General features: G+C 60.2%; 15 protein-coding genes. 12 read left to right on the plus strand and 3 right to left on the minus strand.

All coding sequences use genetic code 11. The features are described from left to right. The first annotated feature begins 162 nt into the window (after positions 1–162). The 7 genes from V8J63_RS08060 to V8J63_RS08090 all read left to right on the plus strand — a co-directional run bounded on the left by V8J63_RS08060 (position 163) and on the right by V8J63_RS08090 (position 8,702). Entirely contained in the window at positions 163–1,422 is a 1,260-nt protein-coding gene (locus V8J63_RS08060; protein ID WP_125926432.1) for a D-mannose isomerase, read from the plus strand. Positions 1,423–1,540: 118 nt separating this feature from the next. Further along, the gene (locus V8J63_RS08065; RefSeq protein ID WP_024014061.1) at positions 1,541–2,842 is read left to right on the plus strand and encodes an ABC transporter substrate-binding protein; all 1,302 of its coding nucleotides are present in this window, start codon (positions 1,541–1,543) and stop codon (positions 2,840–2,842) included. Positions 2,843–3,055: 213 nt separating this feature from the next. Next, positions 3,056–3,964: a carbohydrate ABC transporter permease gene (locus V8J63_RS08070; RefSeq protein WP_016773533.1), complete on the plus strand. Its 909-nt coding sequence runs from the start codon at positions 3,056–3,058 to the stop codon at positions 3,962–3,964. After that, positions 3,957–4,802, plus strand: a complete 846-nt coding sequence (locus V8J63_RS08075; RefSeq protein ID WP_016773534.1) for a carbohydrate ABC transporter permease — start codon at positions 3,957–3,959, stop codon at positions 4,800–4,802. Before V8J63_RS08070 ends, V8J63_RS08075 begins: the two co-directional genes overlap by 8 nt. A 2-nt stretch (positions 4,803–4,804) precedes the next feature. Then, positions 4,805–5,965, plus strand: a complete 1,161-nt coding sequence (locus V8J63_RS08080; RefSeq protein ID WP_125926434.1) for an ABC transporter ATP-binding protein — start codon at positions 4,805–4,807, stop codon at positions 5,963–5,965. Between the two features lie 219 nt (positions 5,966–6,184). Further along, positions 6,185–7,534 carry a carbohydrate porin gene (locus V8J63_RS08085; protein ID WP_336463870.1) on the plus strand — a complete coding sequence of 450 codons (1,350 nt, stop codon included), beginning with the start codon at positions 6,185–6,187 and terminating at the stop codon, positions 7,532–7,534. Positions 7,535–7,847: 313 nt separating this feature from the next. Further along, complete coding sequence (locus tag V8J63_RS08090) at positions 7,848–8,702, plus strand: D-hexose-6-phosphate mutarotase (RefSeq protein ID WP_073472039.1); 855 nt, start codon at positions 7,848–7,850, stop codon at positions 8,700–8,702. A 207-nt stretch (positions 8,703–8,909) separates the two neighbouring features. On the opposite strand, the gene V8J63_RS08095 is transcribed toward V8J63_RS08090, so the two are convergent. Then, positions 8,910–9,770: a MurR/RpiR family transcriptional regulator gene (locus V8J63_RS08095; RefSeq protein WP_169842436.1), complete on the minus strand. Its 861-nt coding sequence runs from the start codon at positions 9,768–9,770 to the stop codon at positions 8,910–8,912. A 226-nt stretch (positions 9,771–9,996) separates the two neighbouring features. On the opposite strand from V8J63_RS08095, the gene zwf reads away from it, so the two are divergent. The 4 genes from zwf to V8J63_RS08115 all read left to right on the plus strand — a co-directional run bounded on the left by zwf (position 9,997) and on the right by V8J63_RS08115 (position 13,590). After that, positions 9,997–11,463 carry a glucose-6-phosphate dehydrogenase gene (zwf, locus tag V8J63_RS08100; protein WP_016773537.1) on the plus strand — a complete coding sequence of 489 codons (1,467 nt, stop codon included), beginning with the start codon at positions 9,997–9,999 and terminating at the stop codon, positions 11,461–11,463. Further along, complete coding sequence (gene pgl, locus V8J63_RS08105) at positions 11,450–12,163, plus strand: 6-phosphogluconolactonase (RefSeq protein ID WP_024014058.1); 714 nt, start codon at positions 11,450–11,452, stop codon at positions 12,161–12,163. Before zwf ends, pgl begins: the two co-directional genes overlap by 14 nt. Before the next feature lie 17 nt (positions 12,164–12,180). Then, positions 12,181–12,846 (plus strand): bifunctional 4-hydroxy-2-oxoglutarate aldolase/2-dehydro-3-deoxy-phosphogluconate aldolase, encoded by a 666-nt coding sequence (locus V8J63_RS08110; protein WP_016773539.1) that lies wholly within the window; start codon positions 12,181–12,183, stop codon positions 12,844–12,846. A gap of 171 nt (positions 12,847–13,017) precedes the next feature. Next, positions 13,018–13,590, plus strand: coding sequence for a hypothetical protein (locus tag V8J63_RS08115; protein WP_336463871.1), 573 nt, complete (start codon positions 13,018–13,020; stop codon positions 13,588–13,590). Here V8J63_RS08115 and V8J63_RS08120 read toward each other — a convergent pair. Both V8J63_RS08120 and V8J63_RS08125 read right to left on the minus strand, forming a co-directional pair. Then, the gene (locus V8J63_RS08120) at positions 13,587–14,768 is read right to left on the minus strand and encodes an aminotransferase class V-fold PLP-dependent enzyme (RefSeq protein WP_336463872.1); all 1,182 of its coding nucleotides are present in this window, start codon (positions 14,766–14,768) and stop codon (positions 13,587–13,589) included. The genes V8J63_RS08115 and V8J63_RS08120 overlap by 4 nt on opposite strands. A gap of 30 nt (positions 14,769–14,798) precedes the next feature. Further along, positions 14,799–15,035: a DUF3820 family protein gene (locus tag V8J63_RS08125; RefSeq protein ID WP_003227425.1), complete on the minus strand. Its 237-nt coding sequence runs from the start codon at positions 15,033–15,035 to the stop codon at positions 14,799–14,801. Between the two features lie 206 nt (positions 15,036–15,241). Between V8J63_RS08125 and V8J63_RS08130 the strand changes: the two genes are divergently transcribed. Continuing rightward, on the plus strand, positions 15,242–15,709 hold the full coding sequence (locus tag V8J63_RS08130) for a ferritin-like domain-containing protein (protein WP_016773542.1): 468 nt from the start codon (positions 15,242–15,244) through the stop codon (positions 15,707–15,709). The last annotated feature ends 83 nt before the right edge of the window (positions 15,710–15,792 follow it).

The raw sequence follows: 15,792 nt of genomic DNA on the forward strand, positions 1-15,792 counted from the left end.
TCGGTCGGCCCCCTCTCCCTCCGGGAGAGGGTTGGGGTGAGGGTGCTTTTGCTCTTCTTTTTTGTCACGAGCTAGTGACAAATACCGTCCCCTTCGTTACAAGCCCGCCCCGGCCCGTTGTTTAGACTGCCCGCAGTCCTAACAACAAAAAAGGGTCACACCATGGACACCTTTCACCCAGACTTCAGCAGTTGGCTGAACGCCCCTGCCCACCAGCAATGGCTCGCCGCCGAAGGCCTGCGTCTGCTGGATTTCGCCAAGGCATCACGACTGCCCGAAGGCTTCGGCAACCTCGACGAGCGCGGCCGTTTGCCGGCGCACGCGCAAGCCGAGACCATGAACACCGCGCGCATGACCCACAGCTTCGCCATGGCCCACATTCAGGGCCTGCCGGGGTTTGCCGAGCTGGTCGATCACGGTATCGCCGCGTTGCGCGGGCCACTGCGTGATGCGTTGCACGGCGGCTGGTTTGCGGTGGCCGAACACCGCGACGACAACACCGGCAAGAACGCCTACCTGCACGCCTTTGTCGCGCTCGCCGCCAGCTCCGCCGTGGTCGCACAACGGCCCGGCGCCCAGGCCTTGCTCGATGACGCCATCGACATCATCGACACTTATTTCTGGAGCGAAGAAGAGGGCGCCATGCGCGAATTCTTCAATCGCGACTGGAGCGAAGAAGAAGCCTATCGCGGCGCCAACAGCAACATGCACGCGACCGAAGCATTCCTCGCGCTGGCCGATGTCACTGAAGATCCGCGCTGGCTGGTGCGCGCCCAGCGCATCGTCGAACGAGTGATCCATGGTCACGCTGCAGCCAACGACTACATGGTCATCGAACACTTCGATCGCGATTGGCAACCGCTGCGCGAATACAACCACGACAATCCGGCTGACGGTTTTCGTCCTTACGGCACCACGCCGGGCCACGGTTTCGAGTGGGCGCGCTTGCTCCTGCATCTTGAAGCCGCGCGGGTGCAGGCCGGCATGCTTACGCCGGGCTGGCTGGCGACTGATGCGCAAAAACTCTTCGAAAACAATTGCCGGCACGGCTGGGATGTCGATGGCGCACCGGGCATTGTCTACACCCTCGACTGGCACAACAAAGCCGTGGTCCGCCATCGCCTGCACTGGACGCATGCCGAAGCCAGCGCCGCCGCCAGTGCCTTGCTCAAACGCACCGGCGACGGGCAATACGAAACCTGGTACCGGCTGTTCTGGGAGTTCTGCGAGACGAATTTCATCGACCGCTGCAACGGCAGTTGGCATCACGAACTCAATCCGCAGAATGTGCCAAGTGCCGATATCTGGCCGGGCAAGCCCGATCTGTATCACGCCTGGCAGGCTGTGCTGATTCCGCGATTGCCGCTGGCGCCAAGCATGGCCACGGCTTTGGCGCAGTTGTCCCAGCCTGTTGCTGTGTAACCATGTCGTGACATTTACGCGTCCCTTCGTTACCTGCGAAGCGAAACGCTCTGTTTAAACTCCGTGCAGCGCAAGCACCAGACTTGCAATGCATAACAACAAGAAAGGTACATCTCGAATGAATGCGATTTCTCGCCTCGCTACTGTCATTTCTGTCGCCTCCCTGTTCCCGCTCGCAATCCTGCCGCTCAGTGTCTCCGCTGCCGATTCCAAAGGTTCGGTCGAAGTCGTGCACTGGTGGACCTCCGGTGGCGAAAAAGCCGCTGTCGATGTGCTCAAGGCCCAAGTCGAAAAAGACGGTTTCACCTGGAAGGACGGCGCTGTCGCCGGTGGTGGCGGTGCGACTGCCATGACCGTGCTGAAAAGCCGTGCCGTTGCCGGTAACCCGCCAGGCGTAGCGCAGATCAAAGGCCCGGACATCCAGGAATGGGCGTCGACCGGCCTGCTCGACACCGACGTTTTGAAAGACGTCGCCAAGTCGGAAAAGTGGGACAGCCTGCTCGACAAGAAAGTCTCCGATACCGTGAAGTACGACGGTGATTACGTGGCCGTGCCGGTGAACATTCACCGCGTGAACTGGCTGTGGATCAACCCGGAAGTCTTCAAGAAAGCCGGCATCACCAAGAATCCAACCACCCTCGAAGAGTTCTACGCGGCCGGCGACAAGCTGAAAGCGGCGGGCTTCATTCCGCTCGCCCACGGCGGTCAGCCTTGGCAGGACAGCACCGTGTTCGAAGCCGTGGTGCTCTCGGTCATGGGCGTGGATGGCTACAAGAAAGCCCTGGTCGATCTCGACAACAAAGCGCTGACCGGCCCGGAAATGGTCAAGGCGCTCACCGAGCTGAAGAAAGTCGCGACCTACATGGACGCGGACGGCAAAGGCCAGGACTGGAACCTCGAAGCGGCCAAGGTCATCAACGGCAAGGCCGGCATGCAGATCATGGGTGACTGGGCCAAGTCCGAATGGACCGCCGCCAAGAAAGTCGCCGGCAAGGACTACGAGTGCGTAGCGTTCCCGGGCACCGACAAGGCATTCACCTACAACATCGACTCGCTGGCCGTGTTCAAGCAGAAGGACGCAGGCACTGCGGCCGGTCAGCAGGACATCGCCAAAGTCGTGCTGGGTGAGAACTTCCAGAAAGTCTTCAGCATCAACAAAGGCTCGATCCCGGTGCGCAACGACATGTTGAACAACATGGACAAGCTCGGCTTCGATTCCTGCGCGCAGACCGCTGCCAAAGACTTCCTCGCGGACGCCAAGTCCGGCGGCCTGCAACCAAGCATGGCGCACAACATGGCGACCACGCTGGCCGTGCAGGGCGCGTTCTTTGACGTAGTCACCAACTACATCAACGACCCGAAAGCCGACCCGGCCGATGCGGCGAAGAAACTCGGCGCGGCGGTTCAGTCGGCCAAGTAATGCTTGGCCCTGTAGGAGTGGGCGTTTGTGGTGAGGGGATTCATCCCCGATGGGTTGCGAAGCGACCCCGGAAAGTTGCAGCGGCGCAGTGTCTGAAATACCGCATGTAATGATTTCGCGACTGCTGCGCAGTCGATCGGGGATAAATCCCCTCGCCACAGGGCTCACTCCTGCAAGGGAATGCTTTCGTAAACCCTTATTGTGGATTTCCCCATGAGTTCTGTTGCTGTGTTCAGCAAGGCCTCGCCGTTCGATGCATTGCAGCGCTGGCTACCGAAACTGGTGCTGGCGCCGAGCATGTTCATCGTGCTGGTGGGCTTCTATGGCTACATCCTGTGGACGTTCATTCTGTCGTTCACCACCTCGACTTTCCTGCCCAACTACAAGTGGGCCGGTCTGGCGCAATACGCGCGGTTGTTCGACAACGATCGCTGGTGGGTGGCGAGCAAGAACCTCGCCGTGTTCGGCGGCATGTTCATCGGCATCACTCTGGTGATCGGCGTGTTGCTGGCGGTGTTCCTCGACCAGCGCATCCGTCGCGAAGGCTTTATCCGCACCATTTACCTGTACCCGATGGCGCTCTCGATGATCGTTACCGGTACCGCGTGGAAATGGCTGCTCAACCCGGGCATGGGCCTGGACAAATTGTTGCGTGACTGGGGCTGGGAAGGTTTCCGTCTGGACTGGCTGATCGACCCTGATCGCGTGGTCTACTGCCTGGTGATTGCCGCTGTGTGGCAAGCCTCGGGCTTCATCATGGCGATGTTCCTCGCCGGCCTGCGTGGCGTCGATCAATCGATCATCCGTGCTGCGCAGATCGACGGCGCGAGCATGCCGCGCATCTACTGGAAAGTCGTGCTGCCAAGCCTGCGTCCGGTGTTCTTCAGTGCGGTGATGATCCTCGCGCACATCGCGATCAAGAGCTTCGACCTCGTTGCGGCAATGACCGCCGGCGGCCCGGGTTATTCCTCCGACCTGCCAGCGATGTTCATGTATTCCTTCACCTTCAGTCGCGGCCAGATGGGCATGGGCTCGGCCAGTGCGATTCTGATGCTCGGTGCGATCCTCGCGATCATCGTGCCTTACCTGTATTCCGAGCTGAGGACCAAGCGTCATGACTAGTCTCGCTGCCAAACCTGCGATCAGCTTCAGTCGCATCGCGATCTACGCGGTGCTGATCCTTGCGGTGTTCCTCTATCTGGTGCCGCTGGTGGTGATGTTGCTGACCAGCTTCAAGACCCCGGAAGACATCAGCACCGGCAACCTGCTGAGCTGGCCGACCGTGGTCAGCGGCATCGGCTGGGTCAAGGCCTGGGCCACGGTTGACGGCTACTTCTGGAACTCGATCAAGATCACCGTACCGGCGGTAATCATCTCCACCGCCATCGGTGCGTTGAACGGTTACGTGCTGTCGATGTGGCGCTTCCGTGGTTCGCAGTTGTTCTTCGGTCTGCTGCTGTTCGGCTGCTTCCTGCCGTTCCAGACCGTGCTGCTGCCAGCCTCGTTCACCCTCGGCAAGATGGGCCTGGCGAGCACCACCACCGGCCTGGTGTTCGTGCACGTGGTCTACGGTCTGGCGTTCACCACGCTGTTCTTCCGCAACTACTACGTGAGCATTCCCGATGCGCTGGTCAAGGCTGCGCGTCTGGATGGCGCGGGTTTCTTCACGATTTTCCGCCGCATCATTCTGCCGATGTCGACGCCGATCATCATGGTCTGCCTGATCTGGCAGTTCACCCAGATCTGGAACGACTTCCTGTTCGGGGTGGTGTTCTCCAGCGGTGATTCGCAACCGATCACCGTGGCGCTGAACAACCTGGTCAACACCAGCACCGGCGCCAAGGAATACAACGTGGATATGGCAGCGGCGATGATCGCCGGCCTGCCGACCCTGCTGGTCTATGTGGTCGCAGGCAAGTATTTCGTGCGCGGGCTGACGGCCGGCGCGGTCAAGGGGTAATCATGGCTACGCTTGAACTTCGCAACGTAAACAAGACCTACGGGGCCGGCCTGCCGGACACCCTGAAGAACATCGAACTGTCGATCAAGGACGGTGAATTCCTGATCCTCGTCGGCCCGTCGGGCTGCGGCAAATCGACCTTGATGAACTGCATCGCCGGCCTGGAAACCATCACCGGCGGCGCGATCATGATCGGTGATCAGGATGTCAGCGGCATGAGCCCCAAGGATCGTGACATCGCCATGGTGTTTCAGTCCTACGCGCTGTACCCGACCATGAGCGTGCGCGAGAACATCGAGTTCGGCCTGAAGATCCGCAAGATGCCACAGGCAGCGATCGACGAAGAAGTCGCCCGTGTCGCCAAGCTGTTGCAGATCGAACACCTGCTCAACCGCAAGCCGGGCCAGCTCTCCGGTGGTCAGCAACAGCGCGTGGCGATGGGCCGTGCTCTGGCGCGGCGGCCGAAGATCTACCTGTTCGACGAACCGCTGTCGAACCTCGACGCCAAGCTGCGCGTCGAGATGCGTACCGAAATGAAACTGATGCACCAGCGCCTGAAAACTACCACCGTTTACGTGACCCACGACCAGATCGAAGCGATGACTCTGGGCGACAAGGTCGCGGTGATGAAGGACGGCATCATTCAGCAGTTCGGTACGCCGAAAGACATCTACAACAACCCGGCCAACCTGTTCGTGGCGAGCTTCATCGGCTCGCCGCCGATGAACTTCATCCCCCTGCGTTTGCAGCGCAAGGACGGTCGTCTGCTGGCGCTGCTCGACAGCGGCCAGGCGCGCTGCGAATTGCCGATGAGCATGCAGGACGCCGGGCTTGAAGATCGCGAAGTGATCCTCGGCCTGCGCCCGGAGCAGATCGTGCTGGCGAACGGCGAGGGCAATGGTCTGCCAAGCATCCGCGCCGAAGTGCAGGTCACCGAACCGACCGGTCCGGACACCCTGGTGTTCGTCAACTTGAACGACACCAAGGTCTGCTGCCGACTGGCGCCCGACGTGGCACCGCAGGTAGGCGAAAGCCTGACGCTGCAGTTCGATCCATCAAAGGTGTTGTTGTTCGATGCCAATACCGGTGAGCGTCTGGGCGTTGCGGGCCAGGTGCAGACAGAAAACCGGTCGGCGAATGTGGCGGAGTTCAAAGGGCGCTGAAGAACAATGCTGGAATGCGGTCCTGTGGGAGCTGGCTTGCCAGCGATGGCATCAAACCGGTTTGGCGACAGACCGAGTCGCTCGCATCGCTGGCAAGCCAGCTCCCACAAGGGCCGGTTCCACAAAGGAGCACGCGGTGAATGGCCTGTCATTCGTCGCACTTTATGTAAACCGCGTTAGATAAAAACAGTTAATAACAATAAAGACGAGGATGTAGGGATGAAAAAGAAACACGTCAATGCCCGGTTGATCTGCCAGGTTTCTGCGGCAGCTGCACTGGTGCTGGCCGGTAATGCAATGGCGGCGGATGCGTTCAGCTCCGACTCCAAGTGGATGACCGGCGACTGGGGCGGCGAGCGCACCAAGCTGATCGAGCAGGGTATCGACATCAAGGCCGACTACGTTGGCGAGATGGGCGCCAACCTGAACGGCGGCTACAACGACGACAAGACCGCGCGTTACGCCGACCAGTTCGGTCTGGGCGTGGCCCTCGACCTGCAGAAACTGTGGGGCTGGGACAACACCCAGGCGAAGATCCAGCTGACCAACCGTAACGGCTACAACATCTCCAACGACCGCGTTGGCGATCCGCGTGCCGGCACCCTCAGCTCCTCGCAGGAAGTCTACGGCCGTGGCCACATGGTGCGTCTGACCCAGTTGTGGATCCAGCACCAGTTCTTCGACAACAAGCTCGACGTCAAGGCCGGTTACTTCGGCGAAGGCGAAGACTTCAACACCTTCCCGTGCGACTTCCAGAACCTGGCGTTCTGCGGTTCGCAAGTGGGTAACTGGGCGACCAACATCTGGTACAACTGGCCCGTCAGCCAGGCCGCGATCCGTGTGAAGTACAACATCAACGACGAGCTCTACGCGCAAATCGGTGCGTACAACCAGAACCCGTCGCAACTGGAACACGGCAACGGCTTCAAGCTCAGCGGCAGCGGCACCAAAGGTACCGTGCTGCCGGTTGAGTTGGTCTGGTCGCCGAAGGTCAACAGCCTGCCGGGCGAATACCGCGTCGGTTACTACAAGAGCACGGCCGATGCCGACGACGTTCGCGAAGACGTCAACGGTCTCGATGCGGCAACCACCGGTGATGACTACAAGTCGCACAACAGCAAAAGCGGTTACTGGTTCGTTGCGCAACAGCAACTCACCAGCCACAACGGTGATGCCACTCGCGGTCTGAACATCGCTGCCAACGCGACTTTCCACGACAAGGACACCAACTTCATCGACAACTACCAGTCGGTGATGTTTGTCTACAAAGGCCCGTTCGATGCGCGTCCGAAAGATGACATCGGTATTGGCGCTGCGCGTATCCACGTCAACAAGGACGTCAAGCGCAATGCTGAACTGCTGAACGCTGCCAACGGTGTGTCCGACTACAACAACGCCGCGTTCTCGCCGATTCGTGAGACCGAGTACAACTACGAACTCAACTACGGCATCCATGTCACCAACTGGCTGACCGTGCGTCCCAACCTGCAATACATCACCCATCCGGGCGGTGTGGATGAAGTCGATAACGCTTTGGTCGCTGGCCTGAAAATTCAGTCAACGTTCTGACGCGTCTGCGATAAGCTCCTCTCTATGTGCGCATTTTGCGGACAGCCAAGGCTGTCCGCTTTTTTTTGTGACACAGGTCAGATGTGTTGCTTGATGATTTTTTGTGGCTGGAGAATTTTTTGTGGCGAGGGGATTCATCCCCGCTGGGCTGCGAAGCGGCCCCAAATCCTACAAGCACAATCTGGCTGATACACCTCGGTGAATGGTATTCAGGGCCGCTTCGCGACCCAGCGGGGATGAATCCCCTCGCCACAAAGTGCTATGCAAGGCTTTTGGATTGATAAGTACCCCATGATTTTCAGGACCGTAGCCAATGCATGAGCATCCGCTGCAACGCTTCTTCAAATCCCTGCGCGAGCGACCGGTGTTCGCCTGGGAGCGCTATCAGATGCGCGACGTGTTGGTGATCGATCATCCGCTGTGTCAGGCGGTGTTCAGTCGTCAGGGCGCGCAGTTGCTGCATTTTCAGCCGCGCGGGCAGAAGCCGTGGTTGTGGTGCGCGGCGAAGTGGCCGCATGTCGGCGCGATTCGCGGTGGCGTGCCGGTGTGCTGGCCGTGGTATGGCCGTCATCCGAGCGAAAACGCGTGGCCGTCCCATGGTTGGGCGCGACTGCTCGACTGGAAACTGCTCGACAGCAGCAGCGCCGAGGATGGCGTGCGCCTGCACTGGCAATTACAGCTGTGCGACTGGCAGGTTGACCTGCATGCGCACCTTGGCGAACGCATGGAATTACGCCTGAGCACCGAGCATCAGGACGACATGCCGTGCCAGTTGAGCCAGGCTTTGCACGCTTACTGGCGTATAGGCGATGTTGGTGAGATAGCGCTGTCTGGGCTCGAAGGCGCGCAGGGTTATGATCAGTTGAATCGTCAGGTTTGCCAGCAGGAAGGCGAGTTGCGAGTCGATGGCGGCTGTCAGCGGGTGTTCCAGCACGACGGCGAATTGCAGCTCAAGGATCACGCCTGGCAGCGCGAGTTGTGCATCGATACCGGTGACAGCGGCGACACCGTCGTCTGGCATCCCGGCGCGCGGCCGTTGCTGGGGGTGAGCTGGGACGAGGTATCGGAATTCGTTTGCGTAGAAGCAGCAGCGGGCGGCACCGACAGCCTGCACCTGGCGCCGGGGGAGAAGGCGCATTTGAGTTTGCAGGCGTGGGCAGCGGCTTAGTGCGTCAAGTACACCGATACCCTCACCCTAGCCCTCTCCCAGAGGGAGAGGGGACCGAATGGGGGATGCTCAAGAATTACGCCGACGTGAAAGTGCAGTTCTGAATCCATAATCGACTGGATATTTCAGGTCGATGTACCGCGCAAGACACCTCGGTCGGCTCCCTCTCCCTCCGGGAGAGGGCTGGGGTGAGGGGGCTTTTGATCTTTAGTTGAATTCATCCCCAACCGGATACCGGCTGGCATTCAGGCTCTCTTTGATCTTGCGCAAATGCGGTTGGAAATCCACCCCGCGACGCAACGTCATCCCGGTCGCCAGCACATCCAGCACCGTCAACTGAATGATCCGCGACGTCATCGGCATGTAAATGTCGGTGTCTTCCGGCAACGGAATATTCAGGCTCAAGGTACTGGCCTTGGCCAGCGGTGAATTCTCCGCCGTCAGGCCCAACACCGAAGCACCGTTCTCGCGGGCAATCCGCGCCACTTCCACCAGCTCGCGGGTACGCCCGGTGTAGGAAATGATCACGAACAGCTCACCGGTGTGCGCCACCGAAGCAATCATTCGCTGCATCAGCACATCGGCATGCGCGGTGACCGCAAGGTTGAAGCGGAAGAACTTGTGCTGCGCATCCAGCGCCACCGGGGCAGAGGCGCCGAGGCCGAAGAAGTGGATCTGCCGGGCCTGGATCAACAGGTCGACGGCGCGGCTGATCAGGTTCGGGTCGAGTGCCTGGCAAGCACTGTCCAGGGAGGCGATGGCGCTGCCGAAAATCTTCTGCGTGTACGCCTCGGGATTGTCGTCAGCCTCGACCGCGCGGCTGACATACGCCGCGCCACTGGCCAGGCTCTGGGCCAATTGCAGCTTGAGTTCGGGATAACCGCTTACACCGAACGAGCGGCAGAAACGGTTGACCGTCGGTTCGCTCACCGAGGCGGCCTGGGCGAGGGCGGCGATGCTGAAGCGGGTGGCCTGCTGCGGGTTGAGCAGGATCACCTCGGCGACCTTACGTTCGGCCTTGTTCAGCTCTTCAAGGCGACTCTGGATCTGTTCCAGTAAATTTCGCACGCGGTCCATATGGAATTCCTGATTCACCGACGCAGAGTTGCGTCGGGCTATGCAAATTGGGCCTTTGATATGGCCCGTGACGGTGGCCTATCCTACTGATGCGTCCGGGCGACCACCACTCGGATTGAGTATTCTGCGAAAATGTTGTGGTTATTACTACATTTTCCCTTGAGTGATGCCTTGAAAAAAGGTATTTGTAGCTTAACTTGATAAAAGAACAAACATCATGCCTTCCATTACGGTTGAACCGTGCACCTTTGCCTTGTTCGGCGCGCTTGGCGATCTGGCCCTGCGCAAGCTGTTTCCTGCCCTGTATCACCTTGACGGTGCCGACCTGCTGCACGAGGACACGCGCATCATCGCGCTGGCCCGTGAGCCCGGCAGCGAGCAGCAGCACATGGCGTTCATCGCCGCCGAATTGCGCCGTTACGTCGGCAAAGAGCTGAACGAAACCGTGGCCGAGCGCTTTCTCGCGCGCCTGACCTATCTGCACGTCGACTTCCTCAAGGCTGAGGATTACGTGGCGCTGGCGGAACTGGCCGGCAGCAGCCAGCGCATGATTGCCTACTTCGCTACTCCGGCGGCGGTGTACGGCGCGATCTGCGAGAACCTCGAGAAAGTCGGTCTGGCCGAAAACACCCGTGTAGTGCTGGAAAAACCGATCGGCTCTGACCTGGAGTCCTCGCGCAAGGTCAACGACGCCGTCGCGCAGTTTTTCCCGGAAGACCGCACCTACCGCATCGACCACTATCTGGGCAAAGAGACCGTTCAAAACCTGATCGCCCTGCGCTTCGCCAACAGCCTGTTCGAAACCCAGTGGAACCAGAATTACATCTCCCACGTGGAAATCACCGTGGCCGAGAAGGTCGGCATCGAAGGCCGTTGGGGCTATTTCGACAAGGCCGGCCAACTGCGCGACATGATCCAGAATCACCTGTTGCAGCTGCTCTGCCTGATTGCCATGGACCCGCCGGCCGACCTGTCCGCCGACAGCATCCGTGACGAGAAAGTGAAAGTGCTCAAGGCGCTCGCGCCGATCAGCCCGGAAGGCCTGACCACACAAGTGGTGCGCGGCCAGTACATCGCCGGCCACAGCGAGGGCAAATCCGTTCCGGGTTACCTCGAAGAACCGAATTCCAACACCCAGAGCGACACCGAAACCTTCGTCGCCCTGCGTGCCGACATCCGCAACTGGCGCTGGGCCGGCGTGCCGTTCTACCTGCGTACCGGCAAGCGCATGCCGCAGAAGCTGTCGCAGATCGTCATCCACTTCAAGGAACCGTCGCACTACATTTTCGCCCCGGAGCAGCGTCTGCAGATCAGCAACAAACTGATCATCCGCCTGCAACCGGACGAAGGCATTTCCTTGCGCGTGATGACCAAGGAGCAGGGCCTGGACAAGGGCATGCAACTGCGCAGCGGGCCGCTGCAACTGAATTTCTCCGACACCTGGCGTAGCGCGCGGATCCCCGATGCCTATGAGCGGTTGTTGCTGGAAGTGATGAACGGCAATCAGAACCTGTTTGTCCGTAAAGATGAAATCGAAGCCGCGTGGAAGTGGTGTGACCAGCTGATCGCCGGGTGGAAGAAATCCGGTGACGCGCCCAAGCCGTATGCGGCCGGGTCGTGGGGGCCGATGAGCTCCATTGCTTTGATCACGCGGGACGGGAGGTCGTGGTATGGCGATATCTGATGTGCAACTGCCGACGGGCGTGACTGCCCGCGAATTCAACAGCCCGGTGCTGCTCGCCGAAGGCCTGGCGCTGAACGTTGCCAAGCAACTGAGCGACGCCATTGCTGCACGCGGCAACGCGGTGCTGGTGGTGTCCGGCGGGCGCAGCCCGGTAGCGTTCTTCCAGCACCTGGCCAAGCAGGAGCTGGACTGGTCGAAGGTCGTCGTGACCCTGGCCGACGAACGCTGGGTACCGGTTGAACATGCCGACAGCAATGCCGGCCTGCTCAAGCAGTATCTGCTCAAAGGCCCGGCAGCCAAGGCGCAGTTCCTCAGCCTCTACAGCGCGGCGGCCAACGTCGAGCAGGCTGCGGAACAGGCCGATCGTCTGCTCGGCGAACTGCCGCCGATCGACGTGCTGGTATTGGGCATGGGCGATGACGGTCACACCGCGTCGCTGTTCCCCGACAGCCCGAACCTCGCCGAAGCCCTGCAAGCCGATGGCACGCGCCGTTGCTGGCCGATGCTGGCGCCCAGCGTGCCGCGTCAGCGCCTGACCATGAGCCGCGCGCTGCTGGCCTCGGCCCGGCACAAGATTCTGTCGATTTCCGGTCAATCGAAACTGACCACCCTGAATGCCGCGCTGGCATCCGATGACGTTGCGGCCATGCCGGTGCGCGCGTTTCTGCAACCTACGTTAGAGATTTACTGGTGCCCATGAGCCAAGGAACAGCCGCTATGACAACCCCATCCCCGACCGTTTCCATGGCGGACAAAGTTGCCCTGATCGACAGTCTCTGCGCCAAGGCGCGGATCCTGCCAGTGATCACCATCGCCCGCGAACAGGACGTGCTGCCACTGGCCGACGCCCTCGCCGCCGGTGGCCTGACCGCGCTGGAAGTGACCCTGCGTTCGCAGTTCGGCCTCAAGGCCATTCAGATTCTGCGCGAACAGCGCCCGGAACTGATGACCGGTGCCGGCACCGTGCTCGACCGCAACATGCTCGCAGCGGCGGAAGCGGCCGGCTCGCAATTCATCGTCACCCCGGGCATCACTCGTGACCTGCTCGAAGCCAGCGTCGACAGCCCTATTCCGCTGTTGCCGGGCATCAGCAACGCCTCGGGGATCATGGAAGGCTACGGTCTGGGCTATCGCCGCTTCAAGCTGTTCCCGGCGGAAGTCAGCGGTGGCGTGGCGGCAATCAAGGCGCTCGGCGGCCCGTTCGGCGAAGTGAAATTCTGCCCGACTGGCGGCGTCGGCCCGGCCAATATCAAGAGCTACATGGCGCTGAAAAACGTCATGTGCGTGGGCGGTAGCTGGATGCTTGATCCGGAGTGGATCAAGAACGGCGACTGGGCGCGTATTCAGGAATGCACTGCCGAAGCCTTGGCGCTGCTGGACTGATCTTTACCCCTACACCTCGTTGTGTGCTTTACGGCTTTATGGTGCGCTTGGTCGGCGCACCTTTTTTTTGCGCTGAAAAAACTGCCGATACATGCGGCGATACATAGTTACTGCACGCTGTCTTTTTCACGGGGTTAATCTGCGTCCATCTTATGGAAGAGAGAACGCCTCATGGACGACCGTCAGTCTCTGACCCTTACACCACAATCCCGTTATCAACCGAAGCAACTTCCCCTCGGCCGCCCCGCAGCCGATTCCCAAGTGCGCAATATCAGCCAGGGTGTCCAAGGCCTGCCGCTGATCCTGCGTCTGTCGCTGGTCGATGCGATGACCAGCGAGCCGGTCATCGGCGCGCTGGTGCGCATTCAACAGCGTGTCGATGGCGACACCAGCCTGGGCGGCAATCAATTGACTGATAGCCATGGCATCGTCCGCTTCACCAGTGTCTATCTGGATCGACCTGCGCACGGGGCTGCTTGCCTGAAGCTGAACGTATTCATTCCCGGCGACGAAGCAGGAGCCCAAGCTCACCACGAGGCCTGGGCCGGCACCTTGCACCTCCCAGGCCGCTGCGGCTGTGAAGCTGCCGCCGAGGACGCCTTGCAGTTGGTATTGCAGCCGATCGCCGGCGCCGATCTTGAAGACGGCGCCTTCGCCAGCCTGACCCTCGGCATCGACACCTTCGCCGTGTCGGCGCAGTTGGGTCTTGAAGGCTACGAAAAAAACTCCGGTGTGCCGTTCTAGCGCAGCTGGTTCAATGCGTGGACCAACTGCTCCATCTCGCCAGCCGTGGTGGTCAGCCCCGGGGTGATGCGAATGCACGGCCCGCATGCGGCGCCGGTGCGCACCACGGTGAACAGGTTGAATTCGCTGAGCAGCCGCTCGGCCATGGCCTGTTGATCGGCATGCCGGGTGAAGCGCAGCGCGGTGATCCCGCAATACAGTTGCGGGTCGTCCGGTGTCAGCACCTCGATGCCCGGCAGGTGCCGCACGGCGCTGACCCACAGGTTGCGCAGGTAATTCAGGCGTGGGCTTTTGGCGGCGGCGCCACCGAGGGCGTCGTGCTCTTCGAACACCAGCGGCAAGGTCATCAGCGCCGGGATGTTCGGCGTGCTGTACGAGGTGCGCGCGCGGATATCGGTAACCGGGTAATGCATCTCGCCCATGTCCGGATCGATATCAGCCAGACGCTGCGGGGCGATATAGATGAAGCCAAGGGTCAGCGGTGCGCCGATCCATTTGTGCAGGTTGTAACCGGCGAAAGCGATGCCCAACGCTTGCAGGTCAAATTCAATCTGGCCGAGGGCGTGGGCACCGTCGAGGATGATGTCGACGCCGTGCTCTTTGGCCAGTGCGGCGATGGCCTGCACCGGCATGACCAGACCGGTGCGATGGGTGACATGGGTCAGCGCCATCAGTTTGAGCTTCGGGTGGCGGGTAAAAGCTTCGCGGTAGCTTTCCAGCAGGCTGTCGAAACTGGCGGGATGGTGGTGGGTAATCTCGATGACCTCAACGCCACGCTGTTGCGCCAGCCAGCGCATGGCGCCTTTGACCGTGTCGTACTCAAGATCACAGATCAGCACCTGATCGCCCGGTTGCAGGCGATTGTAATTGCGGATCAGCGATTGCAGGCCTTCGGTGGCATTGCGCGTCAGCGCCACGCTTTGCGCGCGGACGCCAATCAGTTCGGCCAGTTGCGCGCGGATTTCGAGGTTGTCGTGCTGTTCAAAGCGCTGGCGTGCATAAATCGAGTTACTGGTGTTGATCAGCTCGATGTTGCGCTGGTATTCCTCGATCACTGTGCGCGACATGCGCCCGAAGTAACCGTTTTCCAGGTTGACCGGGCCGGGCTGCACATCGTATCGGTCGGCAAAGGTTTGCCAGAAGGCTTCGTCACGGGCGCGGCGGGTGTTGTCAGGCATGGTCGGCAAGGCTCAAGAGGGAAGGGCGCGTCAGTGGCGCGGGGCGGGTTTGCCGTGTTTGGCGCGCAGCGGCTCGAGCAGGTCGGACAGGCCGTTGTGGTCGATCTCCTGCATCAACGCCAACAGGCCGCCGAGTTCACCGTGGGGAAAGCCTTCACGGGCGAACCAGTTCAGATAGGGGCCAGGCAAGTCGGCAATGATCCGCCCTTTGTATTTGCCGAAGGGCATCTCGCGGGTGATCAGCAGTTCGAGTTTTTCCGGATTCATCAGCACGCTTCATCGATTCACATGACAGCCCGGAAAATACAGGCATTCTGCATGCAGGCCAAATGACAGATCATGCAAAAAACCAGCATGCAGATGGTTCAATCTTTCTTAAGTCACTGAAAACAAAGATATTTTTACCTTAAGCGAAGCTGGCACGCACACTGCAATATCCCTTGCATCTTCAACCCATCGCAAGGAATTGAAAAATGACCGACATGAATAAAGAAGCCATTTCTGTACTCAACGACCTGATTGAAACCTGCAAGGACGGTCAGGAAGGGTTCAAGACTTGCGCCGAAGACATCAAGCACCCAGAACTGAAAACCCTGTTCGTGCAGCGCTCCGCCGATTGCGCCACCGCAGCGGCCGAGCTGCAGGCTCAGGTACGTTCGCTGGGCGGTGATCCGGAAACTTCGACCAGTGTTGCCGGTGATCTGCACCGTCGCTGGGTCGACGTCAAATCCATGTTCACCGGTAAAGACGAAGAGGCTGTACTGAACGAAGCCGAGCGCGGTGAAGACCATGCGCTGAAGGCTTATCGTGAAGCTATCGAGAAGATCAACAAGCACAATCTGGTGGGCATCAAGGATCTGGTTGAGCGTCAGTACCACGGCGTACAACGCAACCACGACCAGGTGAAAGCCCTGCGTAACCAGGCTCGTGCCAACTCGTAAGAGTTAGTCGGCTGATAAAAAACGCCAGCTTGTCTGGCGTTTTTTTGTGCCCGCAGGAAAAGCCCCTCACCCTAGCCCTCTCC

The sequence above is a fragment of the Pseudomonas sp. CCNWLW23 genome (genome assembly GCF_037095675.1).
In the GTDB taxonomy this organism is placed as follows: Bacteria; Pseudomonadota; Gammaproteobacteria; order Pseudomonadales; family Pseudomonadaceae; genus Aquipseudomonas; species Aquipseudomonas atacamensis.